The organism is Arthrobacter sp. 2RAF6, assembly GCF_052115205.1.
In the GTDB taxonomy this organism is placed as follows: Bacteria; Actinomycetota; Actinomycetes; order Actinomycetales; family Micrococcaceae; genus Arthrobacter.
Map to the genome: position 1 here is coordinate 111,906 of NZ_JBFRGF010000007.1, position 22,847 is coordinate 134,752.

Annotated in this window: 28 protein-coding genes; 10 read left to right on the plus strand and 18 right to left on the minus strand. The window is 62.4% G+C overall.

Annotated elements, in window-relative coordinates; translation table 11 throughout:
* The first annotated feature begins 78 nt into the window (after positions 1 to 78).
* Positions 79 to 426: a UBP-type zinc finger domain-containing protein gene (locus tag AB4Z38_RS07830; RefSeq protein ID WP_441429207.1), complete on the plus strand. Its 348-nt coding sequence runs from the start codon at positions 79 to 81 to the stop codon at positions 424 to 426.
* Between the two features lie 75 nt (positions 427 to 501).
* On the opposite strand, the gene AB4Z38_RS07835 is transcribed toward AB4Z38_RS07830, so the two are convergent.
* The 4 genes from AB4Z38_RS07835 to AB4Z38_RS07850 all read right to left on the minus strand — a co-directional run bounded on the left by AB4Z38_RS07835 (position 502) and on the right by AB4Z38_RS07850 (position 2,358).
* On the minus strand, positions 502 to 1,131 hold the full coding sequence (locus tag AB4Z38_RS07835; RefSeq protein ID WP_441429253.1) for an isochorismatase family protein: 630 nt from the start codon (positions 1,129 to 1,131) through the stop codon (positions 502 to 504).
* Positions 1,020 to 1,340: a hypothetical protein gene (locus tag AB4Z38_RS07840; RefSeq protein WP_441429208.1), complete on the minus strand. Its 321-nt coding sequence runs from the start codon at positions 1,338 to 1,340 to the stop codon at positions 1,020 to 1,022. Before AB4Z38_RS07840 ends, AB4Z38_RS07835 begins: the two co-directional genes overlap by 112 nt.
* 180 nt (positions 1,341 to 1,520) lie before the next feature.
* Complete coding sequence (locus tag AB4Z38_RS07845; protein WP_441429209.1) at positions 1,521 to 1,925, minus strand: hypothetical protein; 405 nt, start codon at positions 1,923 to 1,925, stop codon at positions 1,521 to 1,523.
* Between the two features lie 19 nt (positions 1,926 to 1,944).
* Positions 1,945 to 2,358: a hypothetical protein gene (locus tag AB4Z38_RS07850; RefSeq protein ID WP_441429210.1), complete on the minus strand. Its 414-nt coding sequence runs from the start codon at positions 2,356 to 2,358 to the stop codon at positions 1,945 to 1,947.
* Between the two features lie 136 nt (positions 2,359 to 2,494).
* On the opposite strand from AB4Z38_RS07850, the gene AB4Z38_RS07855 reads away from it, so the two are divergent.
* Positions 2,495 to 2,758 (plus strand): hypothetical protein, encoded by a 264-nt coding sequence (locus AB4Z38_RS07855; RefSeq protein WP_441429211.1) that lies wholly within the window; start codon positions 2,495 to 2,497, stop codon positions 2,756 to 2,758.
* 6 nt (positions 2,759 to 2,764) lie between these two features.
* Here the strand turns inward: AB4Z38_RS07855 and AB4Z38_RS07860 are convergent, their stop codons facing one another.
* A complete protein-coding gene (locus AB4Z38_RS07860; protein WP_441429212.1) occupies positions 2,765 to 3,883 on the minus strand; it encodes an alanine racemase in 1,119 nt (372 codons plus the stop codon).
* 225 nt (positions 3,884 to 4,108) lie between these two features.
* On the opposite strand from AB4Z38_RS07860, the gene AB4Z38_RS07865 reads away from it, so the two are divergent.
* The 3 genes from AB4Z38_RS07865 to AB4Z38_RS07875 all read left to right on the plus strand — a co-directional run bounded on the left by AB4Z38_RS07865 (position 4,109) and on the right by AB4Z38_RS07875 (position 5,324).
* Positions 4,109 to 4,414: a hypothetical protein gene (locus AB4Z38_RS07865; RefSeq protein WP_441429213.1), complete on the plus strand. Its 306-nt coding sequence runs from the start codon at positions 4,109 to 4,111 to the stop codon at positions 4,412 to 4,414.
* Between the two features lie 24 nt (positions 4,415 to 4,438).
* The gene (locus tag AB4Z38_RS07870; RefSeq protein ID WP_441429214.1) at positions 4,439 to 4,912 is read left to right on the plus strand and encodes a GyrI-like domain-containing protein; all 474 of its coding nucleotides are present in this window, start codon (positions 4,439 to 4,441) and stop codon (positions 4,910 to 4,912) included.
* Positions 4,913 to 5,132: 220 nt separating this feature from the next.
* A complete protein-coding gene (locus tag AB4Z38_RS07875; protein WP_441429215.1) occupies positions 5,133 to 5,324 on the plus strand; it encodes a hypothetical protein in 192 nt (63 codons plus the stop codon).
* A 172-nt stretch (positions 5,325 to 5,496) separates the two neighbouring features.
* Here the strand turns inward: AB4Z38_RS07875 and AB4Z38_RS07880 are convergent, their stop codons facing one another.
* From AB4Z38_RS07880 to AB4Z38_RS07905, 6 genes are all read right to left on the minus strand, one after another.
* Entirely contained in the window at positions 5,497 to 6,750 is a 1,254-nt protein-coding gene (locus tag AB4Z38_RS07880; RefSeq protein ID WP_441429216.1) for a hypothetical protein, read from the minus strand.
* Between the two features lie 298 nt (positions 6,751 to 7,048).
* Entirely contained in the window at positions 7,049 to 7,714 is a 666-nt protein-coding gene (locus AB4Z38_RS07885) for an ATP-binding cassette domain-containing protein (RefSeq protein WP_441429217.1), read from the minus strand.
* Positions 7,715 to 7,743: 29 nt separating this feature from the next.
* Positions 7,744 to 9,831, minus strand: coding sequence for a hypothetical protein (locus AB4Z38_RS07890; protein ID WP_441429218.1), 2,088 nt, complete (start codon positions 9,829 to 9,831; stop codon positions 7,744 to 7,746).
* Positions 9,832 to 9,970: 139 nt separating this feature from the next.
* On the minus strand, positions 9,971 to 10,264 hold the full coding sequence (locus tag AB4Z38_RS07895) for a lactococcin 972 family bacteriocin (protein ID WP_441429219.1): 294 nt from the start codon (positions 10,262 to 10,264) through the stop codon (positions 9,971 to 9,973).
* Between the two features lie 334 nt (positions 10,265 to 10,598).
* Positions 10,599 to 11,216: a TetR family transcriptional regulator gene (locus AB4Z38_RS07900; protein WP_441429220.1), complete on the minus strand. Its 618-nt coding sequence runs from the start codon at positions 11,214 to 11,216 to the stop codon at positions 10,599 to 10,601.
* 89 nt (positions 11,217 to 11,305) lie between these two features.
* Complete coding sequence (locus AB4Z38_RS07905) at positions 11,306 to 12,262, minus strand: AvrD family protein (protein WP_441429221.1); 957 nt, start codon at positions 12,260 to 12,262, stop codon at positions 11,306 to 11,308.
* Between the two features lie 115 nt (positions 12,263 to 12,377).
* Between AB4Z38_RS07905 and AB4Z38_RS07910 the strand changes: the two genes are divergently transcribed.
* Together AB4Z38_RS07910 and AB4Z38_RS07915 are read left to right on the plus strand one after the other, a co-directional pair.
* Complete coding sequence (locus tag AB4Z38_RS07910) at positions 12,378 to 12,971, plus strand: TetR/AcrR family transcriptional regulator (RefSeq protein WP_441429222.1); 594 nt, start codon at positions 12,378 to 12,380, stop codon at positions 12,969 to 12,971.
* Positions 12,972 to 13,692: 721 nt separating this feature from the next.
* Positions 13,693 to 14,223, plus strand: a complete 531-nt coding sequence (locus tag AB4Z38_RS07915) for a recombinase family protein (protein ID WP_441429254.1) — start codon at positions 13,693 to 13,695, stop codon at positions 14,221 to 14,223.
* Positions 14,224 to 14,298: 75 nt separating this feature from the next.
* Here the strand turns inward: AB4Z38_RS07915 and AB4Z38_RS07920 are convergent, their stop codons facing one another.
* Together AB4Z38_RS07920 and AB4Z38_RS07925 are read right to left on the minus strand one after the other, a co-directional pair.
* The gene (locus AB4Z38_RS07920; RefSeq protein WP_441429223.1) at positions 14,299 to 14,994 is read right to left on the minus strand and encodes a maleylpyruvate isomerase family mycothiol-dependent enzyme; all 696 of its coding nucleotides are present in this window, start codon (positions 14,992 to 14,994) and stop codon (positions 14,299 to 14,301) included.
* A gap of 241 nt (positions 14,995 to 15,235) precedes the next feature.
* Positions 15,236 to 16,630 carry a glycosyltransferase 87 family protein gene (locus AB4Z38_RS07925; protein ID WP_441429224.1) on the minus strand — a complete coding sequence of 465 codons (1,395 nt, stop codon included), beginning with the start codon at positions 16,628 to 16,630 and terminating at the stop codon, positions 15,236 to 15,238.
* A gap of 121 nt (positions 16,631 to 16,751) precedes the next feature.
* Here AB4Z38_RS07925 and AB4Z38_RS07930 point away from each other — a divergent pair, with 121 nt between their 5' ends.
* From AB4Z38_RS07930 to AB4Z38_RS07940, 3 genes are read left to right on the plus strand one after another with little or no spacing between them, the layout of a single operon-like run.
* Positions 16,752 to 17,720, plus strand: a complete 969-nt coding sequence (locus tag AB4Z38_RS07930) for a molybdopterin-dependent oxidoreductase (RefSeq protein ID WP_441429225.1) — start codon at positions 16,752 to 16,754, stop codon at positions 17,718 to 17,720.
* Positions 17,695 to 17,853, plus strand: coding sequence for a molybdopterin-dependent oxidoreductase (locus tag AB4Z38_RS07935; RefSeq protein WP_441429226.1), 159 nt, complete (start codon positions 17,695 to 17,697; stop codon positions 17,851 to 17,853). The genes AB4Z38_RS07930 and AB4Z38_RS07935 overlap by 26 nt, the downstream gene beginning before the upstream one ends.
* On the plus strand, positions 17,853 to 18,365 hold the full coding sequence (locus AB4Z38_RS07940; protein ID WP_441429227.1) for a hypothetical protein: 513 nt from the start codon (positions 17,853 to 17,855) through the stop codon (positions 18,363 to 18,365). Before AB4Z38_RS07935 ends, AB4Z38_RS07940 begins: the two co-directional genes overlap by 1 nt.
* On the opposite strand, the gene AB4Z38_RS07945 is transcribed toward AB4Z38_RS07940, so the two are convergent.
* The 5 genes from AB4Z38_RS07945 to AB4Z38_RS07965 form a co-directional block, all read right to left on the minus strand.
* Positions 18,326 to 19,093 (minus strand): methyltransferase domain-containing protein, encoded by a 768-nt coding sequence (locus AB4Z38_RS07945; RefSeq protein ID WP_441429228.1) that lies wholly within the window; start codon positions 19,091 to 19,093, stop codon positions 18,326 to 18,328. The two genes, AB4Z38_RS07940 and AB4Z38_RS07945, sit on opposite strands and share 40 nt — an antisense overlap.
* Positions 19,090 to 19,797 carry a TIGR04282 family arsenosugar biosynthesis glycosyltransferase gene (locus AB4Z38_RS07950; RefSeq protein WP_441429229.1) on the minus strand — a complete coding sequence of 236 codons (708 nt, stop codon included), beginning with the start codon at positions 19,795 to 19,797 and terminating at the stop codon, positions 19,090 to 19,092. The genes AB4Z38_RS07945 and AB4Z38_RS07950 overlap by 4 nt, the downstream gene beginning before the upstream one ends.
* The gene (locus tag AB4Z38_RS07955; RefSeq protein ID WP_441429230.1) at positions 19,794 to 20,570 is read right to left on the minus strand and encodes a glycosyltransferase family 2 protein; all 777 of its coding nucleotides are present in this window, start codon (positions 20,568 to 20,570) and stop codon (positions 19,794 to 19,796) included. Before AB4Z38_RS07955 ends, AB4Z38_RS07950 begins: the two co-directional genes overlap by 4 nt.
* A gap of 187 nt (positions 20,571 to 20,757) precedes the next feature.
* Positions 20,758 to 21,822, minus strand: coding sequence for an NAD-dependent epimerase/dehydratase family protein (locus AB4Z38_RS07960; protein WP_441429231.1), 1,065 nt, complete (start codon positions 21,820 to 21,822; stop codon positions 20,758 to 20,760).
* The gene (locus tag AB4Z38_RS07965) at positions 21,819 to 22,760 is read right to left on the minus strand and encodes an MTAP family purine nucleoside phosphorylase (protein ID WP_441429232.1); all 942 of its coding nucleotides are present in this window, start codon (positions 22,758 to 22,760) and stop codon (positions 21,819 to 21,821) included. The genes AB4Z38_RS07960 and AB4Z38_RS07965 overlap by 4 nt, the downstream gene beginning before the upstream one ends.
* Positions 22,761 to 22,847 lie beyond the last annotated feature (87 nt).

The following is a 22,847-nucleotide window of genomic DNA, read 5'->3' on the forward strand; positions in this document are numbered from 1 at the left end:
ACATTCCTTCGGCGTGAAATAGCCGGGGCGTAAAGTAGTGGGTGCTCTAAAGGCACTCCAATACGAGGGAAAGCCACAATGAATGCAAATCAAGGAATCGACGTTTCGATTCCACCCAGCGGACCGGGCTGCGTTGAATGCGAGGCCAACGGAGGCTGGTGGCTGCATCTGCGGCGGTGCGCCGAGTGCGGGCACATCGGCTGTTGCGACAACTCGCCGGGGCAACACGCCACAGCCCACGCGCAGTCCAGCGGCCACCCGGTCATCCGCAGCTACGAACCCGGCGAGGACTGGTTCTTCAACTATCCCGACTCAGCATTTTTCGCCGGTCCGGAACTCGAACCCCCGGCGCATCACCCGCTCGACCAAACTGTTCCGGGCCCAGCCTCACGTGTCCCGGCTGACTGGCAGCAGCGACTGCACTGACAGGTGCGCAAGGCCGCCGCGCACGCTGGCGATCAGCCGTCGGCATCCCAGCGTGCCAAACGGGGCCCTGTGGGCTCAGGCCGAAAGCTGCTCGACCAGTTCCTCGGTCGTGACGATAGCGTGGGCAAAGGTGGGCCCGTTGATCGCGTGTGCGGAGTGCATCGCTTCCGGGCTGAACGCAGAGGTGGCGTCTGCGACCAAGGTGACGTGGTAACCGAGTTCCATGCCGAAGCGACCGGTCGCTTCGAGGCAGGTGTTCGCGACCAGACCGATCAGGACGATGTGTTGTTTGAGCTGCAGGTCGAGGTCCGTGTTGGCGAAGCCGTTCGATCCCCAGTGCTCGTGGATGACGATTTCGCCCGGCAGGCGCCTGAAGTCGTCGTGGAATGTTCCGCCCCAGCAGTCTTTTGCGAAGACCTGGGCCTTGGCCGATCCGAGCTGGTAGGGCGTTGGGTTGTGGAAGGAGACGTAGTCTCCGGGCCCCAGCGGTGATGGGGTACGAAGATGCCTCTGTAGTCCCGAGCTCGTGCGGTCGAAGCCACCGCGTGCAGGTGATCGAGCAGCCGCACCTCTTCGGCGATCGCGGAGCTGTTCTAGGACGCGTCGGTGATATCGGCCAGGAACCAGTCCGGGGATCCCGGACTCCGCTGCAGATGGAATGTGAGCAATGCGGAGTTTGAGCTGAGGCGAGCGTGTAGCCGCCAGTTTTCAACGGATGGGAGGTCTCCGCCGTCGATGGCGGCCGAGCCGCTGCCATCCCACCAGCTCCTGCGCCCGAACCAGTGCGCGGTGGCGGCGTCGGGATCAACGGCCCAGATATTTCCGCCATATCGGACGGCCAAGGGGGCGCCGTCGGGGCTGAAGCGGACAGCGATGTCTTCTAGCCTGTGCGGGGCTTCGGCAGTGAATGTCATTCGTGGTTTCTTTTCCGGGTTGTGCGGCGCGCCGTTGTCATGCGTCCTTCGCGAGGGTTAGCTCGGTTTTGTCCACACTCTTTTAATCGTTTGTGTCCACGGAAAAGGTACGCGCTCGTCAAAAAGTCTCCGCGCCGAATCTCGCAGTTTCCCCCTTGATCGCCGGCCCGCGAATCCCCGCTACGCGTACTTCAGGCTCAGCAGTAGTGCCTTGAGCTGCTTGTATTGATCGGTAGCCATCCAGGCCCTGGCTGCGGCTGGGGATGTGAACGCCGGGGTGCCGAAGAGAACGCGGGCGACCATCATTCCGTTCGGCATGATGGTCTGGTTCGTGCCGGAACTGTGCACGGACGGATCGAACTCGGGGGCGTTGCGGACGTCCATAAGGTAGATATAGGTGCCGTCGATGGCCTGATCGACGGCGAAACCGAACTCCCGGTACCTGCCCGCCAGAATGGGCAGCGCAGGAATGGGGGCGCTATCAAGGACGGTTCGTGTCACTGGGCCTGCGGCGCCGTCGCCGTACATGCCACTGCTGATGCTGGCCACCTCCGAACCGGAGGCGTCTGAGACGATTGCCTCCACGGAACCAGCTTTGTGCGCCTCATCCAGGTAGGGTCCCTGCTTTGTCCTGACACTCCACCCTCCCGGGTAGGTGAAGGAGATCTGCCCGTCGGGAAACGTGAAGGTCTTTGGGCCGGAGGGCGTCGGCGCCGCCGGGACTTGAGCAGCCGCAGTTGGTGCAGTAGCCGGCGCATCCGTGGACTCGCTTGGAGCTGGTACCGCGGGGGATCCAGTTTTGGTCGCGGTCGGCGTCGCCGATCCCGAGGGTGATGCAGTCGCGGCCGAGGTCGAAGACGTCGGCGCTGTTGTCCCCGTGCCGGGAGAGCAGGACGATAGGGCCAGCGACAGCGTCAGCAAGGCCACCGCGCTGAGGGTGAGAGGTGTGGAACGGCTTGAAAGCATTGAAGACCCCCAAATAGATTTCGCAGACAGCAGGCTCGATGCCGGCCGTCATGACTATAATTTCCGGCTTAGGTCTTTCGGTTACAACACGATTGGCCGTGGGCGGAAGAGCTTTCCCGCGAGGCAAGGGCAGGGCAGATAATGGTGCTGAGCAAACCTTGCCGGGGCCGGACCCAGGAGACGATGAAGTGGTTGCGGACATCATTGCCCAGGTGGTGGCAGAGTTGGTCCAGGGATGGTTCGATTGGCGGCCGACGCCTCGCCAGCGTGTCTTAAGGGCCCTGGATCTTTCAAGGGAGCCCGTCCTGTCCCCGAAGCAGAGAGAATTCGGGCGGAAGTGGCTCAGCTACGGCTTGGAACATCTTGTGGATCTCGGGCTTGAATCGCACGCCAATGAAATTCAGCAGGCGCTGAAGCGCGTTGCATCCTTTCCTTGGGAAACCAAAGAGTAAGACCGTCTAGAACACGGGCCGCCAGGTTTCGACGGCGTCATCGCTGACCGCGACGATCTCGCGCCAGCGGTCGAACAGCGAGCAGGGGTGGGAGATGCCCAGGTCCACGATGTCGCCGACCTGAAGGCCTTCGGCGTCGTCGACGATGGCGTGGTGGTCGAAGAGGCGGGTCAGGGTGGCGCTTGCGCCGTCGGGCAGGAGGGCCCCGTTGCGGTACCGGGAGACGATGACCGGCAGGCCGGCGTCGTACGCCAACTCGCGCTTGCCCGCGTTCAGGACCACGCGTCCGGCTTCCGGGGCGGAGATGACCAGCGCCCTCACCACGGCCGCGGCGGTGAGGCCGGGGACCGGGGAGACGTTCTGGTAGGTGCCGTGGTCGTGCACGACGTAGCAGCCTGAACGGAGCACATTGACGGAGGCATTGTGGGGCAGGAAAGCGGCCGCGCGGTCCTGGAATGCTGAGCCGCCGTTGCTGAAGACCGGCAGCTCCATCTCGAAAGTGGGGTGCAGTTCATCGAAAATGTCGCGGGCCAGGCGGCAGTGTGAATCGATCCCGGCCAGGTTTTCATCCGTGCGGGTGTTCGGTGCCACACCCTCGTAGGCGCTGACGCCGGCCAACAGCAGGCCGGTGGCGGTACGGATCTGCTCGGCCAGGGGCCCGGCTTCGGCGCCGCTGCGGATCCCGGTGCGGCCGCCGGGGGTTCCGACATCGATCAGGACGTTCAACGGCCGGGGCGAGTCTTCGAACACCTCGGCCATGGCTCGGACGCCGGACGAGGAATCGGCCAGGCAGTAGATCTCCAGTTCGGGCGAGGCCGCCAGCCAGGTACGCAGTTGCTCGAGGTGGGCGCGGAACAGCATCTCGTTCGCGATGAGGATCCGGGTGGCGCCCCACTCGATGGCATGGGCGGCCTGGGCGGTGGTTGCCACGGTCACGCCCCAGGAGCCGGGCAACTGCCGGCGGACGATCTGGCCCGTCATGGTGGTCTTGATGTGCGGGGCCAGCACCATGCCGTGCTCCCGTGTCCAGGCTTCTTTGATGCCGATATTGCGCTCGACGGCGGCAACGTCCAGGAGCATCTGCGGCAAGGTGTGGAGCGGGAGGGCGGGGTCAATTTGCGGCATGCGGTGCGAATCTTTCAGGACTCTTCGGGAATCTGGGTACCCGGAGATCCTATCCGGGTCCAGTAATTAGCGAACCTCTGGACAGCTCGCGTCGAATGACAAGTAGTGGCCACTCGGGCGGTTACGACGCGGAGTGAGTACGCTCTTCCACGTGTCAGACCGCTCAAGCGCATCGTCGTGGGGCTGGCTGCCACGAGCTGAGTTCAGGCCATAGGAGGTCAAATCATGTCCGTCATAACTACAAGCAAGATTTCCGGTGACACGAGCGTTTTCGCCAAGTCGCTCGAGGAGCGCGCGGACGAGTACCGCCAGTGGGCGGAGCGCGGCCGGGCGGCCGGCGCTATCCACCATCAGTTCGCGGTCGGGGACGGGTTTGTCCTCGTGGTCGATGAATGGGAATCGACAGAGGCTTTCCAGAAATTCTTCGGTGATCCCGAGATCCAGGCGTTCATCGGCTCGGTCGGCGGCGATCCCAATGTGGCCCCTGAAATCACGGTGGGGGAATCCGTCGACTCTGCGGACAAGTACTAGCTGAAGATCCGAGCCGATCCGGGTATGTCGGTTCCTGTCAACGTACAGACTGTTCGTCCGCGCATGCTGGCCGCCGTCCGGCGCGAGATCGCGCCGGACGAAGTCGGCTCGGCATGGGGGCCTGCGGTGGGCAAGGTGTGGGGCTTCATTCGCAGTCAGCCGGGTCTGTGGACGGACGGCCACAACATCTTCGTCTACCACCACCCGAACCAGCCTGACGCGCCCCTTCTGTGCGACTTCGGCGTCGAAGTCACACGCACCTTTGAAACGGCGGGCGAGGTATATGCGACCGAAACCCCCGGGGGCGAGGCTGCCGTAGCGGTCCACCATGGGCCGTACCACCGCATGCACGAGGCATACAACGCGATCGAGGAGTGGATGGCGGCGAATGATAGGGAGTCCGCCGGGCACTCCTGGGAGATCTATGGAGATCCGACGCCAGATCCGGCCGACACTGAAACGACGGTCGTGCACCTTCTGAAGTCGAAAGCCGGCTAGTCCTGCACAACGGATTCAATTCGGGTCAAAAGTGAAGGAATTCGCGGTTCCGATGGCTCTCTTCCCCGTCGAAGCTCCGGGAGCTGAAACTTTCCGATCCGACGAACGGTGGTGATGTCGTGTTCTGGACACAGGTATCAAATGTGGCGCAGCTCAACGAGGTGCTGGCGGAGGGGCCAAAGAAATCGAGGTATCCGGAACATTGAAGGGGATGCCCTCGGTGACCCCGCCGCCCGGGGTGGCACTGCGCGGCGGCGAGCTCGTCTCTGGAGCCAAGGGCCTGCGGCTGACCCGCGATAATTCAGTCGGGAACGTCACCGTACGAACTCCGGCGCATGAACTCGCCATTTACAACGATCCCACGGTTGAGGACCTTGGCACGCTTCAGCTGGAGAACGTCGTTCGAGTATGAAGGCGAAGACGGCGGGTCTATTGTCGATGGTTCCCCACAGGCCGTTGCCCATCCCCGCATCAACGATGAGGCGCGGATCGACCACCTCTCTTGTTTCAGCTCCAGACACACGCCCCGCTCCCAGGGCGCTGATGAATCGATACGGCATGGAAACCAAAGTCTTTACACGTTCCTACCTGACAATGTCCCCAGGCTCCTCTTCGAATCGGTAAGCGGCGTGGCCGTAGAAACCGGTGACCCGTCCGGCGTCCCGCTTCGGCACTGTGTCCAGCAGCCGCCGCAGCTCCACCATGCTAAGGAACACTTGGCCCCCATCGGACCTTACTTCCTTTGCCCGGCTGATGATCCGGGTGATGGACGGAGAGTTCTCTTCGATGATTTGGCTGGCTTCGTGGTGCGCGGCCTGAAGCCATTCAAGAACATTGGCTAACGGCTTGCCATCCAAACGTGCGCTCCTCGTCGATAGGACGAGCGGGCCTTGGACGCTCTTGAACCAGTCACTCGTGGATCCTGTAGGGCTGCGATGGGGGTCGGCGTTCCGTTCGGCAAGCTCCCCTGCCAGCAGACAAACCGTGTCGACCCATCGTTGCTGTGCCCACAGATCCGGGGAATAGCCATCGGCCTCGAAGTCGCGGCCCAGGACCCGGCCTTCGTGTCCCCGATTTTGGTTCCTCCGATCGATCTCCAAATAGTACGAATCACTGCCGAACGCGGCGCGGGCAACAGCATGACCGGCTTCGTGACGGACCGTGTTCTCCCATGAGTCTCGCTGGAACACAGGCGGGACTGCCGCGCCGGCGGAGAGTTTCCGGGCGCGTGTCAGCATCGCTTTGGTTCCTTTCCACGGCAAACTCTCAACCGGCGGACCTTGATCAACCATCATTCGGTACAGCTCCATGGACGACATGAGGTTCATAGCTCCCCTACGACGCAAGAGACGCGCAGCGGGATGCTTTTCCAGCTCGGTTTCGTCGAGCAATGCGGCCAAGCGAAGTCGAGCCTTTGCCTTCTCTTCCCGGCGTTCCAGTCGCCATTGCCGGAACCTCTCCCCGATTCGAATGTCCGGGAAGAAGGCCAGAGCGGCCAGAGCCACCACGACAATGGCCAAAAGCTGGACGGTGACGATCCAATCGGAGGGCCCCCGCTGCCAGGAAAGGAATATGGCGCTAGGCCACCAGTGGAATCCTTGCCCGGCCCCACCGAGCAACAAAAGGCCCACCAGCAACGCCACGATTACGGCTAGGGCCCTGCGGGAGAATCGGTCATCGAGCTGATTGGAGATGAGGACTTCCGGAACGTCGTCCTTTCTAGCCCTCCGGGATGCAAATCGTTTGCTGACCAAATCCGCCAGACATAGGAGGCCGAAAACGGCCAACAAGCCCGCCATCGGGCCCGAAATGCTCTCCCACTGCTCCCACAACGACAAATGAGGTTCCTTCCCATGACCGAACGTACACACTGCCGGCGTCGATGACAGACCCAGTCAGATACTGGAGCCCGGTTGCCATATAGTTGCACGGCGTACTGAACAAAACCCGCGCGGGGTGGGTGGGACTGCCGTAAATAAGGTGCTATTCCTCTTCAGGGCGCGCCTCCACCCGGAGATCGACCCGCCGTCGGTAGAGGCTGGTGCCCGCGAACGGGGTGAGGATCTTGGCCTTCTGGTGGTGTTTGTCGCCGGCAGCGGTCGCATCGGGTCACGGTTGAGCAGTCCAACCCCCACATCAGCCGAGGAATATTGTGCGATCGCATTGTTCTACCACTCGAGGGTCGTGAGTCGAAATAAGCACGAGGGCACCTGCCTCCGCGCACTCGCTGAGGATCCCTATTACGGTGTCTGCATTATCTCTGTCCAGTGATCCGGTGGGCTCATCCGCCAAAATCAGTTTTGGCTGTTTCAGCAGAAGCCTGGCCAGGGCCGTTCGTTGCTGTTCTCCGCCGCTAAGGGTGAAAACTCTCTCGTTCCGACGACTGCCCAAGCCAACACGGTCGAGAGCGGCCAGTTTCTTGTTTGTCTTCTCCCGCCCCCGCAATTGCGAGTAAGCAAGGGCAATGTCCAAATTTTGATCGACCGTCCAAGAATCGACCAAGCCGTAGTTTTGGAAGAGGAACCCCGTTTGATGCCGGAATATCCGCCGTTTCTGTCTTTGATTGAGACGTGAGATATCTTGTCTGCCGAGGTGAAGGGTTCCTTCCGTGAGTGTGTCAAGAAGACCTATGCAGTTCAGCAGGGTTGTCTTCCCGGAGCCGCTGGGTCCGGACAGTGCGACCATTTCGCCAGGGTGGGCGACGAAGGAGAGACCGGTCCACAGTCTCCTGGTGCCGAACCTCTTTCCTATTCCGTTGGCGGTGATCGATGCCTCGGTGAGCAGCGGGGTTGCTTGTTCCAAGTTGTTGTTCTCCCTTCTGGTTTCTGTGTTCAGGAGCGTTTGACGAAGTCGCCGCGGGTTCGTTTTTCATCGGCCCGAACGGCTGCAATGATCCCCGTTGCGGATGCCGCGAGTACGAAGGTGCCGATAGCCAGTGCGGTGGCTTTTTCGGTGCGTGCTACTTCGCTAATGAGATTGGTAATAAGGAGGAGTGCGAGTGCTCCGGCCATCGTACTTATCAGGATGTAATAGCCGTGGGTCTTGATGAAGCTCCAGCCATGTACGTGTTTAAGGAAGACTGCGAGCTTGTTTCTGTCGATGTAGATTGCCGCCATGATTGCGACCGAAAGCATCAGGACAAGGGACGACACCACAATGTTCGTGGCATGCATTGTTGCCTCGGCCTTGCGGCTCTCAAGCTGTTCGAGCGCTTTCACACTGGAGGAGCTCAAAGCTACCAAGTGTTTGTCCAAGCCCGAAGCTTTTGCCGAGGCGTCAATCGCGTTCGAGTCCGTGAAGGTTACGTGCCCGCTGTTGGCGGCCACGGTCAGCAGATACCATCCGCTGAATACATCAGCGGCTCGGGTGACCACCGCAATGACCGGATCTTTCTGCGTCCAGACCTTCATCTCGCCGGAATCGCCGTAGTTGAATACTTCCTGGTTAACCTGGGTATAGGTAACGGAAACGTCCAGCGGTTGAAGCTGAGGCATGGACGTACCCAGTTCCCATCGGCGCCAGTTCAGATTTTTGTATTCGTCGACGATCCGGGAAGTCTCTTCTTTTGCACTTGAGGGTATCAGCAGGTGTATGTGGTTCTGGCGCTCGGGGAAGGCGAGGATGCGTTCGCCGGATTCATCGAGAATGGGGTTTCTTTTCAGGAACTGGTTGTTGACAATGAGGCTGTTACCGCTGTCGGGGTTGTACCGACTTAAACCCCGCGTTTCTGTTTGGCTTGGATTTTGTCGAGGGTGGATGCTTAGGACGGCCGTTCCCTGTGCATTGAGGTTCTCGTATGTAGGCAGAAAGTCCCTAAATACCTGCCGCGCCTCTGGGGCGATGTTCTGTGAGTCGCGGTCGTCGAGCGTGCGCATATTGATCTGCAGAGTGACAGAATGCGCTTCGGGAGCCCATTTACCGTAGCTTTGCTCGTCGGCAAGAAGTGCCGCGTTGGTGGTCCACGATGTCGTTGCGACAGCGTAGATCAGCATGAGTCCCACCACCTGTGTAAATCCTGCCGCGAAGGCTAATGGCAGGAGCGGTTTCTTGCCTTTCAGCAGCCGAATCGGGTCCGGGCGGGGCAACACTGCCAGTGCCGTTATATAAGTCAGCAGCATGAATACAAAAAGGATGACGAGTGCCGGAACCACCCACCGCATGAACGGTACGAACTGATTCAGACCGTTATAGATGAAGAGTGTTGCTATCGCGGCAGTTAGGGAAATCAGTGAGCTGACAGCGTAGAAACGCGCAAATTGAAAGAGTTCCGATGCTGCAGTGCGTGTCGCGCTGTAACCGTGGAGGTACTTGATGCCGTTGGCTTTGAGATTGTACGTTGCGGTGTAGAAGACGCTCAGAGTCAGCGCCAGCACTAGTGCGATAAGTATGGGACCGCTGGAAGTAGTCAGGACTCCGCCGAGGAACATCTGGAGCTCTGATTCGGTAATGGCTTCCGTCTGGATTCCCCCCTGCAGCAACTTGGACAACAGTATGCGTGTTTCCTCGGGGGTAGCTGTCGTGCTGTATGTACCTATGAGACCTTGTTTTCCCACCTCGCCGCCGGAGTAAATAGCGGGAGTGCGCTTTGGGTCAAACGCAGGATAGCGTCCCTCGCCCATGTTGACGGCATGGTCTTCCTTGTTGCCGATGAAGGAGAAGTACCACCCCGGTGCAGTCTCGTCGTCGGGGTTATAGCCGCGCTTGTAGATATTGACGTGCAGGTCTTTTGCCTGCGCCTCGATCAGTTTCAGGCCGTCATCCTGGGTCAGCGCAGTTCTAGTGACGACGAATTGCCCCTGAGTACCGGGCGGGATGGTGGCATCTTTCGTCTGATAGGACAGGAAGGTAACTATGAGGACGAAGAACACTGCACAGAGAGTGCTGATTCTCAGTACTGGATGGGCAATTTTGATGAACACATGATTCCCGTTCGGAAGGGCTGGAGCCTGATCAATCACTGCAATCGGCTGCCCGGTCGCGCATGCCCCTCAGCCGATTGCTGCCTGTCTATTGGACGGACCGGCAGTTGCAGGAAGCTAGGGCCGATGGATATTGGAATCAGAAGTTGTAGTAGTAACTACAACCGCTGGCGGCCCAGAGGCCCGCGTTGGACCAGGCTCCCGGTCCGGCGGTCTTCCTGTCCGAGTTCGAACCGCAGATAACCGTCGACGAATGGTTGTATCCGATGAGGAAGTCTGAATAGTTCCAGCCCCAGGAATTGCCGTAGTTCCAAGTACCTCCGCCCGGGTATTGGGTTCCAGCTTGGGCGGGGGCGGCGGCGCCAAGTCCTGCCAGCCCGATACCGATAGCCATAGCGCCCCCAAGAGCTATTTTCTTGATCATTGTCTGCATCTGCTCCACCTTCGATGTGCGAGGACCACGGGTTCACGGCGGTGAGGCGCGGAAGACTCGATGAACACTCACAGAGTATTCTCAGTATTCATGCTTTACAAGCTGGTGTGTAAATTAATTGGAGCCGCAACCATCACACCCGAGTGGGACGCTCAGAGCCAGGGTGTTGCAGCAGGAACCTCGCCGGGGAGAGAGCGCCCTCTCTCGTCAGTGACCCCGGAGACGAAGCCCAGCACGGCCCGGACTCGGAAGACAGCAGCATGGGAGAGCCGCTTCATAGGCGATGATCTTGCATCGAGTTTTTCAGGCTGGTTGGACTTGTACCGGCCTGCTTCTAGTTGATCGGACGTGGCTTGATGGTCATGGGCAGATCCTGCTGGACGATGAGGTCCAGGACCACACCCAGAACCGCCTCCAAACGATGCCCGAACTGGTCCCAATCGTTGTGGAGACGAGCGAGCTCTTTCGTGCCCAACCCAGCGGAAACCAGGAGCCATGTAACCGCGTCAATATCGATTTCGGGCCTGAGTAGATCTCGCCTCTTGGCCAGAGAAAGTTGAGAGTGAATGAATTTTTGCCAAGTTTGGAAAGGATCGATGGCGCGCTCCGGGAAATATTCTCGAGATTCTGCAGCGATCCGTATCCCGGCCCTAACAATCGGCTTGGTAGCAATATTTAGGCCAACGTACCGAAACGTTCGGCGCAGAACGTCAATCGGATGTCCGGTTTCCTCCAGCGCAGCTTGCTGAGCGTGCCGCATACTGGCGCTTTCGGCGTCAAGAACGGCAGTTGCAATCCCCTGTACGTCTCCGAAGGTTGTTTCTACGATGCCAGTGGTCACGCCGGCCAGGTCGGCGATGCGTTCAAGCGTCACTTCCGTGTATGGTCTGGCGGCCAGAATCTGCGAGGCCGCTTCAAGGATGAGCCGATGTTCCAGCGGCTCTTCGTGCACCTCTACCGCCTGGACAAAGGCAGAGCCAGGATGTTGTTTTGTTTTCGGTAGTCCGCCAGAGCCATCGCTCCGAGGCTCATTTGACTGGCTCATTTGGCTACGACAAGGTCGAAGTGGAAGGCGACCAGGGCTTCCGCCCACACTCCGTGTGAGGTTTGCGAGCGGATTTTGAGGCTGCGAATGGTCCGGTGGTCAATCTCAAGCGAGTGGTCCTGAATGATTGTGGTTTGCGCCTGAAATCGGGAACCGGTCGAGGAGGAAGCCGGAATGGACATGTGGATCGCACGCATCCAGAGGTTTCCGATGCCTGCCCTGTTAGTTGCATGCGCCTCGTAAATCAAAGCTTGGGTGAGTTGACCCATCAGTACCAAGTACTCAATCGGCGTCGAATTCGCTTGTGATCCTGCACCGTTATCTTCCTTAGTGCAGCCGGCATCCTGTGAGCACCCTTCATGCTCTGACTCCAATACGGGAACTCCGGCTTTGACATATCGAACACGACAAGGCCCGGCTGCAGCCACTGTTTGAGCCCCTTCTATGGTCTTGGAAGACAGACGCGTGGTCGTGGAGTGTCGGAGATCAATGCCATTCGCCGGTTCCAGCGCTATGCGAACACGGATATTGCCGACTGTTGCACTGATTTCAGCACTACTATGTCCGCCCAGGTCCGGGGGCTGCGTCAAATCGATTGGCACATGGTCCAAGTCAGTCCAGGGGGTGTTTCCGGCTCTTAGTCCAAGGCTATGGACGCGCCACGACGTCAGGTCTGAAGCGTCGGGAGCGGGATCCAGATGCTCGCACACAAGCAAAGGTAGAACTATGGCATCTACTGAGCTCAGGTGTGGTTTACGGTTGCTGCCATCAGGGTTCAGTGACCAGCCTTGTGGGTATTGGACGAGTCCATGGTACCGGGCTCCTGGTTCTGGTACCGCTTCTGGCAGAGGCTCCAGGAAGTGCCGAACCTTCTTGTAGCCGGCCCCGAAGTACCGCCCCTCGGCCGGCCCCAGGGCCGCCTCCAAGGTAATCCAATCTCTTGTAACTCCCACGCTGCTTCCTCCCCAAGATTATCGACAGCGGTCAATTACTTTACAATCTGATTCCTATAGTTTATCCCTTCCTGTTCTGAGCTCCCGCCGCGGTTGGCATTGATAGGCTCGAGGGATGTTAGTGAAGCGTGGGCGTCCCTATGATCAGGAAATCGGACATGCGTTACGTCTGGCAGCCGAACACGTCATGATCGAAGAAGGCTTCTCGGGTCTCACCGTCGATGGTCTTGTCAGCGAAGCTGGCACAACTCGCCCGACCTTTTATCGTCGATACCGGAATGTGGCGCATCTGGCCTTTGACGTCATAGTCCACCGCTTCGGAACCGGTACAGACGTAGACACGGGGTCCTTGGCTGAGGACCTTCTGCAACTACAGCGCGATGAAGTCGCGATGTTCTCTGAGCCCTTGCTGCGGAATAACCTTCCAGGGCTCCTTGAATCGGTACGAACCGACTCCGATATTAGGGATCTCTACCTCGAGCAGTTCGTAAAACCACGAAGAGGAGCAGTACTGCGAGTTGTAGAGGCTGCTATCAAGCGTGGTGAGATCTCTGGATCCGGATTCGATTTCGGATGGGTTTGCGATCTGCTGCTCAGCCCCATTCTTACGCGAGCCTTGCTGCCTATCTCCGGAGCGCTTGATGACCAACTGGCGCACCGCACCGCGCTGCTCGCTTTGGATGCGCTAAAGGGCACGTCGAGCACCTGATGGGGAGCGCCGCGTGATCGGCCCTGGACCGGTTGTGTCTGCCGGTGTTGTTCCCGGTTCGTCGGGCGGGCCCGAAGGTCGGGCGTTGCACGGGCAGCGGCGAGGAGGGCAATGGCTCGGGTACGGGGTTTTCCTGTTCCTGGATGTTCGTGAGCTCATGGATCTGCTGGAGTAGCTGGCTGGCTTGCTAGGTTGTTTGTTGTGCGTGGGAGTGCACGGTTGACGGGTTGGCTTCCAAGGGCTCTGAGGTGGCTTCCGTTGCGGGAGCGTCGTTCCGGGCTGCTGGCTTTATTTCGATGGAGCTTTTCGGTTCCTGTTCCGGGTCCGCGGTCTGCGGGGCGGGCGCGCCGGCGGCGGCTTTGAGCTGGTGCACGGCGTTGCTGCCGCGATCTCGGTTGGCGGAACTATGGTCTATATGTGGTTCGACGAAGAGATGACAACAGTCCTTGGATGTGTGATCGCAAGGGCTCGGAGGGCCAATGGTACGTGTCGAAAGTTGGGTGCCAATACCGAAGCCAGAGTAGCGAGTCATCAGGCTTATCGCCCCGTTGATCTTGCGCGAGCCGGCGATACGGTTGCTCTGGCCTGCCCCACACCCTGTCAACAAATCCGTCATCTTTTCTAGTGCTGCAGCTTCACGGCTCGATCTCAAAAAGGATCCTTTGACAGGACGTCGCCAACCAGATCGCCTCGATCCTGCCATCGCTTAGAGGACACTGCCCTGCAGATCCAGGACCTGGAGGCCGCAAGATGCGAACGCATCTACCGAGACCACGGAATCAGTGGCACCCGAAGCAGCCGCCCCGAACTGGACAAGATGCTCGATCGCCTCAGTCGGGGGGACGAGGTCGTTGTGTGGAAGCTGGACAGGCTCGAGCGCAGCACGCGCCACCTGCTGGAGCTGCTCGATGGATTCAAGGCCGGCGGCATCAAGTTCCGCTCGCTGCGCGACGGCATCGCCACGGACCCGGACACCGAACTCGGCGGGGCCGTCGCCCAGGCCACGGTCACCATCATCTCCGCCTTCGCCCAACTGGAACGTGACCAGCTCTCCGAACGGACCAGGGCAGGGATGGCCATAGCCGCCGCCAACGGCCGCAAGGCAGGACGACGTGAGGTAACCGCCGACCACGGCAAGGTCAAACGCGCCCACGAGCTGAAGGCCCAGGGCCTCAAGCCTGCCGACATCGGAAAGATCATCGAGGCCAGCCGTGCCACCGTCTACTGGTACCTGAGCATGGGTGGCACCTGACAACGCATCATCAGCGGTCCCTTCAGGAATCGGACCAACTTGGCGGCTCAGGACAGCCACAGGAGAACGGGGCCGTCAGGGGGTGAGGGGGCCATGCAGAACGCGGACCGCGAGATCTTTGTCGCCTTCGATGATCGCTGTTTCCAAGAGACTGGACCGGCCCCAGAGACCCAGGTACATCCCTTGCGGCGGGGCGGTAAGCGAGGCCTCGACGGCCCCTCGTCCGACCTTCCAGCTGCGGGCCCCGGGTACCTGGAAGGTCACTACCCCTTCCGGTTGTGGCATCCGTCCCAGCCGAAGTTGTCGCGGGGTGAACATTTTCAGGATTTCGTCGATTCCGTCAAGCATGAAATCTGCTGCGAAAAAGGGGACCGCCAACCCTGATGCTTGGCAGGCGTCGATGAGGTGGACGGCGTGTTCATGTGCCTGGCGCCGCCGCCAGAACCCGGCCTTGCGCGGGGGTGGGCCAAAGTTCCAGCACGGCTTTTCGGGATCGAGCGCCGACATTGTCCCGAGAAAGGCGTCCGCGCCTTCGAGGAACCAGGCCACGGCGCCGTTGGCCGGAGGAGCCGGTTCCTCGATGAACTTTCCCGAAAGGACTATTTCGGCTGCCCAACGTTCGATTGACCCAAGATGCCCGAAGAGATCCTTGAGCGTCCAGCCAGGACAGGCCGGCACGGGACGAGTCAGAATGTCCTCGGGCTGGCGTGCCAGGACGCTCAAGCGGTCAAGGCTGCTGGCCAGTTCAGTAAGGTAGCGATCCGGCGACATATGCCGAGCATAATGTGCCAGGTGGTTTCCCTGAATTCCAGCGGCGGATCTTGATCCGAAGACCGTGCAATCGACCACACCAACCATGCCCCTGGGTCCACCCATCCCCACAGGCAACCCGCACATAGGAAGCAGGCTTACTATGGTGGGAGTATGCCGGACTTAAACGACTGGACGACACCACGGTTGCTCTCAACTGCAGCGCGATTGGTCGAGCATGCCTGGAATGACGAGCTTGCGACTACCCGATTGCCTGATGCCGCCGTCGCCTCACTACCGTGGCAACCACCAGGATCATGACGACGGCGCCCAGTCCCCATCGCGCCGCCAACTGGCCGTAGGGTTCGGCCCCGGTGAAATACATTAGGGCCAGCACGGGAGCGATGGCGGTGAACTCGTAGCGACGGCTCAACACGACGAACGGCAGGAGCAGCAGCGCGTACCAGGGGTAGCTGGGCGAGACGATCAGCAGCGTTCCTCCGACCATCAAGACCTGCCCGTTCCAAGGCCGGGCGATGTCGGTGGTCCGCCACACGTAAAAGGCCAGGCCGAGCAGCAGCACCAGTGCGGTCGGCCCAGCCCAGCTGGCCGGCAGCACCAGCTTCAACAGGGTGAAGCGCGCGCCGTCCTGCCCGTCGTATCCCTCCGATCGAAGATATTCGGGCAGATAGCCCAGTACTGCCCAGCCGTTGGCGAGGACATACGGTACGTACGCCACGGCAAATGTGGCAACGGCCGCGGCGACGAAGCGGATCGGCCGACGGTAGAGCAGCGACGGGGCGCTGATAGCTGGAATGAGCTTGGTGGCTACGGCCGCGCCAAAGGCCACTCCGGAACCCAGTGTGCGCCCGCCCACCAGCAGCAGCGCTGCCGCCAAGGCCAGAGCGGCACCCAAGGCATCCACGTGTGCACCGTTGATGGCTTCAAAGGCCACCAGGGGAGACCATGCCCACCACACAGCTTGGTGTGGGGGTCTTCCGGTGCGGCGCAGGAACGCCAGAAGCGCCACCGTGATGGCGAGGCTGAGCAGCAGCCCGGCCAGCTGGAAGGCGATGAATCCCACCTCGGAACCGGGGACTAACCGCACGGCCAGAAAATACAACTCTGCCGCCGCGGGATAGACGGTGGGCACGGCAGGCCTGTTGATGGCCGTGCACAGGGTGCTGCCGCCGGGAATGTTGGTGGTGGTCTCGGTACCCGTGGGGAAGGGATTGCTATGGCAGCTTCCGTCCGGTCCTGCGTCCTGGAACAGCCAGGCCGGCCGCAGCGGCCGCAGCGCCTCGTCTGCCGGAACGTGGGCGTAGGGGGAGATTCCGGCCTTCTGGACGATGCCGTCCCACGCATAGCGCGCGGAGTCGTTGCTCGCGGCCGGCGGTGCGGCGATGGCCGCAGCTCCCACCAATAGGGAGCCCGTGAGCACGACGGCGGCCGCGTGGCGCACCGGGATCCGGCGCGCCATCAGTGCCGCCGGGACGAAGACGGTCCAGGCCGCCAGCGTGCCAAGGGGGGACACCCACTCCGCGGACGGATCGCTCGTGACCGTCCACCAGACGACGACGGCGAGCAAAGCCACCAGGGCCAGCGCCACCACCGCAGCCGAAATGCCAGATGCGCGCCGGGGCGTTGATTCGCTCACCCTTCGATCCTGCATCACTTACAGGCAGGTCGGCCATGAATCCAAGGGACCGTTTGCCTTTCGTAAGGTCTGGCCCGGGACGACGGGCAGGTCGTGGTGGTCTGATCAAGGTATGGACAGATTGACCACTTTCCTCCAACAGCGGATGGAAGCGGTGAACGGACGGTTTTCCTCGCCCTTGCGAAGCAGGCGGCTGACGGTGGTGCTGGGCCGTTGGCTCGGCCTTGCCTTCACTGTGTGCTTCTTGACCGGGCTGTTCAGCCACCTTCTGCAGGATCCGCCAGCGTGGATGTTTTTCCTTACCCGTCCCGCATGGCTGTACGTGGCTACGCAGGGCATCCACGTCACCACCGGGATAGCTTCCATCCCGCTGCTTGCGGCCAAGCTATGGTCCGTGTTTCCCGAACTGTTGCGCTGGCCACCGTTGAAATCCGTGGTCCACGCACTCGAACGGGCATCGATTGCGCTCTTTGTGGCTTCTTCACTGGTAGAAGTCACCATCGGATTGCTCAACACTTTCCAGTGGTACCCCTGGCCGTTTCCCTTCAGGGATGTCCACTATTGGCTGGGATGGGTCATCATCGGATCTTTAGCGCTTCATATCGCTGTCAAGATGCCGCTCATCCTGGCCCACTGGAGCCGTCGATCTGACGCAGCGGCAATCACCGCAGGCACCGGCGTCGTCGTCTTGACGACGGCGGGCCAGTCCTTCGCATGGCTGTCGGGCCTGAACCTCTTCGCGCCGCGCCGAATGGATACGGGCCCGCAGGCAGTACCCATCAACAGGACCGCAGCCCAGGCCGGTGTGGCGGACGCTGCGCTGGCCCCCGACTGGGTGCTGACCGTGTCCTCGGGATCGGTGCGGAAGACGTTCACGCTGGCACAACTGGCGGCCTTGCCGCAGTACAGCTACGGATTGCCCATCGCCTGCGTGGAAGGCTGGAGCCAAGGGGCCCAATGGCGAGGTGTCCGGATCCGGGACCTTATGGCAACGGTGGGCGCCGGCGGATGCCGAGTTGCAGATTTCCAGCATGGAGAAGGGCGGCGTCTACGGGCGCTCGTTCATGCCCGCCGCATACAGCCAGGATGAGCAGACATTGCTCGCGCTCGAGCTCAACGGTGAACCCCTGGACCTCGACCACGGCTATCCGGCACGGATCATCGCACCCGGCCGTCCGGGGGTCCTCCAGACCAAATGGGTACATAAAGTGGAGGTGATCTGATGCGGCTACCCTTGATGCGTCCGTCGACGCCTGCAGGACACAGGACCGTCTGGTGGGTGCGGGCGGCACTGGGCGCCCTGGGCGTGGCGGCCCTCGGTTATGCGCTCTTCGGATTCCTGGCGAATGTACCACCTGCCCAATTGACCGGCGTTGCGGCGTGGCTTGCCGTGGCGTTGTTGCTGCACGACGGCGTGCTTGTCCCGTTGACAACGTTGGCCGGCGGCGGATTGAAGCGGCTGTCGTATGGGCTGAGTCCTGTCCAACAGGGGATCGTGCGCGGCGCTCTGTTTGTGGGGGCGGTGGTGACCTTGCTCGCAGCCCCGCTGATCCGTGCCCAGCAGGTGCTCCAGCCAAGGGGTCCGGGCAGCGGCGCCAACGGGACTGTCCTGCAGGGGGACTATGCGCTCGGCTTGGGAGTTTTCTGGGTGGTCCTGGTGGTGGCCGCGGCTGCCGTTGTGGCCGCCGTCGGACTCTACGGCCGCCGTTCCAAGGTCAGAAAGACCCGGTCCTGAACCGTCCGGGTGACAGCGGTGTCCAGCCCCGCCCGGGCCGCGTGGAGAGCGAGCGCCTTCGCGCCGGCGCGGGCCCAGGGAAAGGCGGCGCTGGCGCGTCCGTCTGAATCCTCCAGCACCGCCAGATAGGCCACATCCAGGAAATCCGGGGCTTCGGCCTCTGCCAGCACCTGCCCGCCCGGCGCCAGTAGTGAGCCAACGCGCTCCAGCAGCACTCGGATGTTTCCGCCGATGCCGATGTTGCCATCCAACAACAGGGCCGAACCCCAACCTCGCTCGTGCGGGACGGGGTCAAAGATGGAGCCAAGGATGGCAGCGCCGCCGCGGTCTGTGGCGAGCCGCACCGCGGTTGGGCTCGAATCGACACCCAGGGAAGCCAGCCCCTGTTCCCGGGCGGCCTCCAGCATCCGGCCCGGGCCGCAGCCGACATCGAGGACTGGCCCGCGGAGGGTACGCAGCAGTTCGCGTTCGCCTGCCGTGGCCGGGGCGGACCACCCGAGCATGTTGAAGTGGACCGGGCCGATGGCTTCGCGCCAGGCAGACTCCGGACGCAACGTCAGGCGCCCCAGACCGAGGGGCAGGCTACGGGCATACGGTTCGTGGCCGCCCTGTCCAAATAGAGCCTGTCCAAACCGAGCTTGTCCAAACAGGGCAAGCGGGCCTGTGTCCGCTGCAAAAGCGTCGATGTCGCGGGCGTCGGTCCCTCTGGGGGCTGCCTGTATGCTCATCGCGGGGCAGCCCATAGGGTGGGTGTGGCGTCGGACGGCACGGTAACGGGCGTCCCGGCCGCCTGCAGTCCCCAGCCCAGGCGGTCCACTGTGCGCGCAAAGGGGGTTCCGCTGCATTGTTGCGCGGCAGCCAGGGCGTCGGCAAAGTGGTCCACATCCGTCAAGACGGGCAACAGTCCCACGTCGTGTCCGGCGCCGGCCAGCCGGTCCAATTGCTGCGCCCCGGTCTGCGGGGTGGACATTTCCACGCCGCGGAGCAGACCGCCATCGGGCCGGTGCAGGCCCAACGCCCAGAAGCCGCCGTCCGACGCCGGGCCGAGCCATGCGCGGCGAAGCGCTACCGGAGCGGGGGTTGCCCAGTCCGCCAGCAGCGGCGCCAACTGGTCCCGGCATAGCTGGGGCGTGTCCATGCCCAGGATCAGCAGGGGTCCGTCCGTGAGTGAACAGATGGCTGCCAGCCGTTCGTCCAGGCCGCCGGTGACCTGGGCGAATACTTCAAATCCGGCAGCGTCCTCATGCTGCGGCGTGCCGTCAAACACCAGCAATCGCCTGGCTGCGGGAAGGGATCGCACTGTTTCCAGTGTCTGGCTCAGGCTGGTCTGGGCCAAGGTTGCGGCCTGCTCCGGGGTGAGTGGGGGAGTGAGGCGCGTCTTGACCTTGCCGGGGATGCATTCTTTGGCAATGACGGCGATGGTGAGATTCACGGGCTCGCTCCTTGTGCATCGGCGGGTGGTGCATCGGCTCGTCTTCCGCTCTTCGTCCCCGGAGGCCGCAGCGAAGCGGCGGCCAGTTGCGCCGCCATGTCTTTGAGGGCCGTGACGGTTCCGCGGAGTGTCCCCGTGACCTTGGACTTCCCCAAGCGGGGCGCATAGTCAACCGGGATCTCGACTACTCGCCAGCCGTCGCGGTGGGCCTTGAGAAACATCTCAAGCGGGTAGCCGCTGCGTCGGTCCCTGAGGTCCAGTCCCAGGAGAGCACTGCGCCGGGCTAGGCGAAGGGGGCCAAGATCCGTGAGAGGAACCCCCGTGAGCCGGCGCAACCGCCGGCTCACGGCCATGTTGGCCAAGCGGGCGTGGATCGGCCAGGCACCGCGGGCAGGACGCCGGGCGCCCAACACCAGATCAGCACGACCGGCGCGGACGAGCTCCAGCATCGGGGCCAGTTGGGAGGGGTCCAATGAACCATCGCAATCGCAAAAAGCCACAAACTCCGCCGTTGCCGCCAGCAGTCCGGCATGGGCCGCCGCGCCAAAGCCGCGCCTCGGTTCGTCGACGACGGTGGCCCCCAGGCGGGCGGCCAGGGCACCGGAGCCGTCGGTTGACCCGTTGTCTACGACGATCGCGCGGTATCCGGGTGGCATGGCCCCGAGCACCTTGGGAAGAGCCGAACGCTCGTTGAGGCACGGCAACACCACGTCTACCAGCGCGGCGGGCAGACCGCCGTCGTCGCCAACTGGTCCGCTCTGGATGCCGGCCATGCCGATTCCATCGTGTGAACCGGGTGAACCGCTTTGCTCTTTCTCCACCCTTTGACCGTAGAATCCGCAGGCCCGGCGCGACAGGCGGAAATCCTTACGGAACCGGGACGTTTGCCCTCCGACGGTCCCGAACAGGCGACTGCCGCGGGCCCGAACCAATGTCGGCTCTGAATCCGGGACCGGCCTTCTAGCTTTGATCCCCGCGCAACGGTGAAGTGGCGAACTCGTGCATGCCGTCCTCGAAACCGTGCTTGGGGATCCAACCCAGCTCGGCGTTGGCCCGGGCCGAGCTGGCGGTGATGTGCCGGACGTCGCCTAGCCGGAATTCGCCTGTGACGAGAGGGGCGGGCGCCCCGGCAAAAGAACTCAAGATGGCCGCCATCTGTCCAACGGTGTGGACCTCCGAGGCGCCGATGTTGTATGCCCTCAGGCTGCCCGACGTAATCCGGCCGGCCACCAACGCATCAATGGACAACAGATTCGCCTCCGCAACGTCCCCGACATGGACGAAACTGCGCCGCTGGCCGCCGTCCTCGAACACCCGCACGGCCTCTCCACGTGCCAGTGCAGAGCGGAACAGGCTGGCCACGCCCGCGTAGGGCGTGTTTTTGGGCATCCTCGGGCCGTAGACGTTGTGGTACCGGAGGGCGACGGCGGTGCCTCCTGTTGAGCGCGCCCACGCGGAAGCCAGGTTTTCCTGGGCCAATTTGGAGGCAGCATAGACGTTCCGCGGATCCATGGCCGCGTCTTCCCTGACCAGCGCCGGCAGCAACAGCTCGCCGGTGGCAGGGTCGCGGGGGTCGAAGATTCCGTGCTCCAGATCCTCCTCCCGGCGCGGACCCGGGCGTACCGGTCTGCCGGCTGAATCGGTGTAGGCCCCCTCACCATAGACCACCATGGAGGAGGCCAGGACAAGCTTGTCGATGCCTGAGGCGGCCATGCCTGCCAGGAGCACAGCTGTGGCGAGGTCATTGTTACGGATGTAGTCCGGCGCGTCGAAGAAGTCCACGCCGAGGCCCACCTTGGCGCTCTGGTGGACGACGGCGTCGACTCCCGCGAGCGCCTCTGCCACGGCAGCTGGATCTCCGACGTCGCCCACCCGCAGGGGCACGCCCGGAATTCCCGGCGGTCGATCCGGGTGAACTGCCGGATCCAATGAATCCAGGATCCGGACCTCCCAGCCGCGTGCCACGGCAGCATCGACGACGTGGCTGCCGATGAAACCGGCCCCGCCGGTGACCAGAGTCCTCACGGCCCTGTTCGTCCCGTGCCGGGGCGGGCGGGGCCCGCGGTGCCCATCACGGTGGACACCGCATTGGCCGGCATGAGCGCCATCAGCCATGTCCCGCCGCCGTCCGCTGAGTCAGCGCCCGCCAGCCCGGCGGACACAGTCCGCACAGCGTCGGACAACACCGCGAGGATCCGCGGCTGCGCGGCCGCCAGGCGGCCCAGCACCAGTTCCGCCGTCACGGGTTCGGAGCCGTCGTGCCCCGTATCGGCATCCGTAATGAATGCCAGCGCTGCGAAATGCATGTTCAACTCCGCCGCGAGCGCCGGCTCCGGGTACTGGGTCATGCTGATCAGATGCGCGCCGGACTGAACCAGGGCCGCGGACTCGGCCTTGGTGGAGAAGCGCGGACCGTTGATGACGGCCACGGTGCCCGACCCGGCGAAGTCTTCACTTTGGCGCTCAAGGGCGGCGACGAGGGCCGCGCGCAATGGGGCGCTGTAGGGCTCGGCGGCGGGCAGGTGCTGCACGCCGGTGGGTAACGAGCCGTCGTAGAAGGTGTCCGCGCGGTCCCAGGTCTTGTCCAGGACCTGATCGGGTACGGCAAAAGTACCGGTTCCGTGGCTGGAAACCAGTCCGCCTACGGCCGCGGAGGAGATAACGGCTTCGACGCCCAGGCTCTTGAGGGCCCACAGGTTGGCGCGGTAGTTGATCTGCTGCGGGGCAACGCCGTGGCCGCGGCCGTGCCGGCTCAGGAATGCGACGACCGGGCCGCCGTCGCCGTCGCCGCTGTTCGGTGCGGCCAGCTGGGCGACCGTGACGGGACTGGAGGGAGGCCCGAACGGGGTCGGGATGTCCAGCGTGTCGAGCACGACGGCCCCCGGCAGCTTGTACAGGCCGGTGCCGCCGATGATTCCAATCCGTGCGAGGGGTTCGGGGAGGGGGTCGGGGAGCAATGACATGACCTCATCATCCCAACGCCGGACCTCGCCGTCGCGGGTGAATCCTTACGTGTCCCGAACGCGGGCGCCGGGACAGGCGGATCGCAT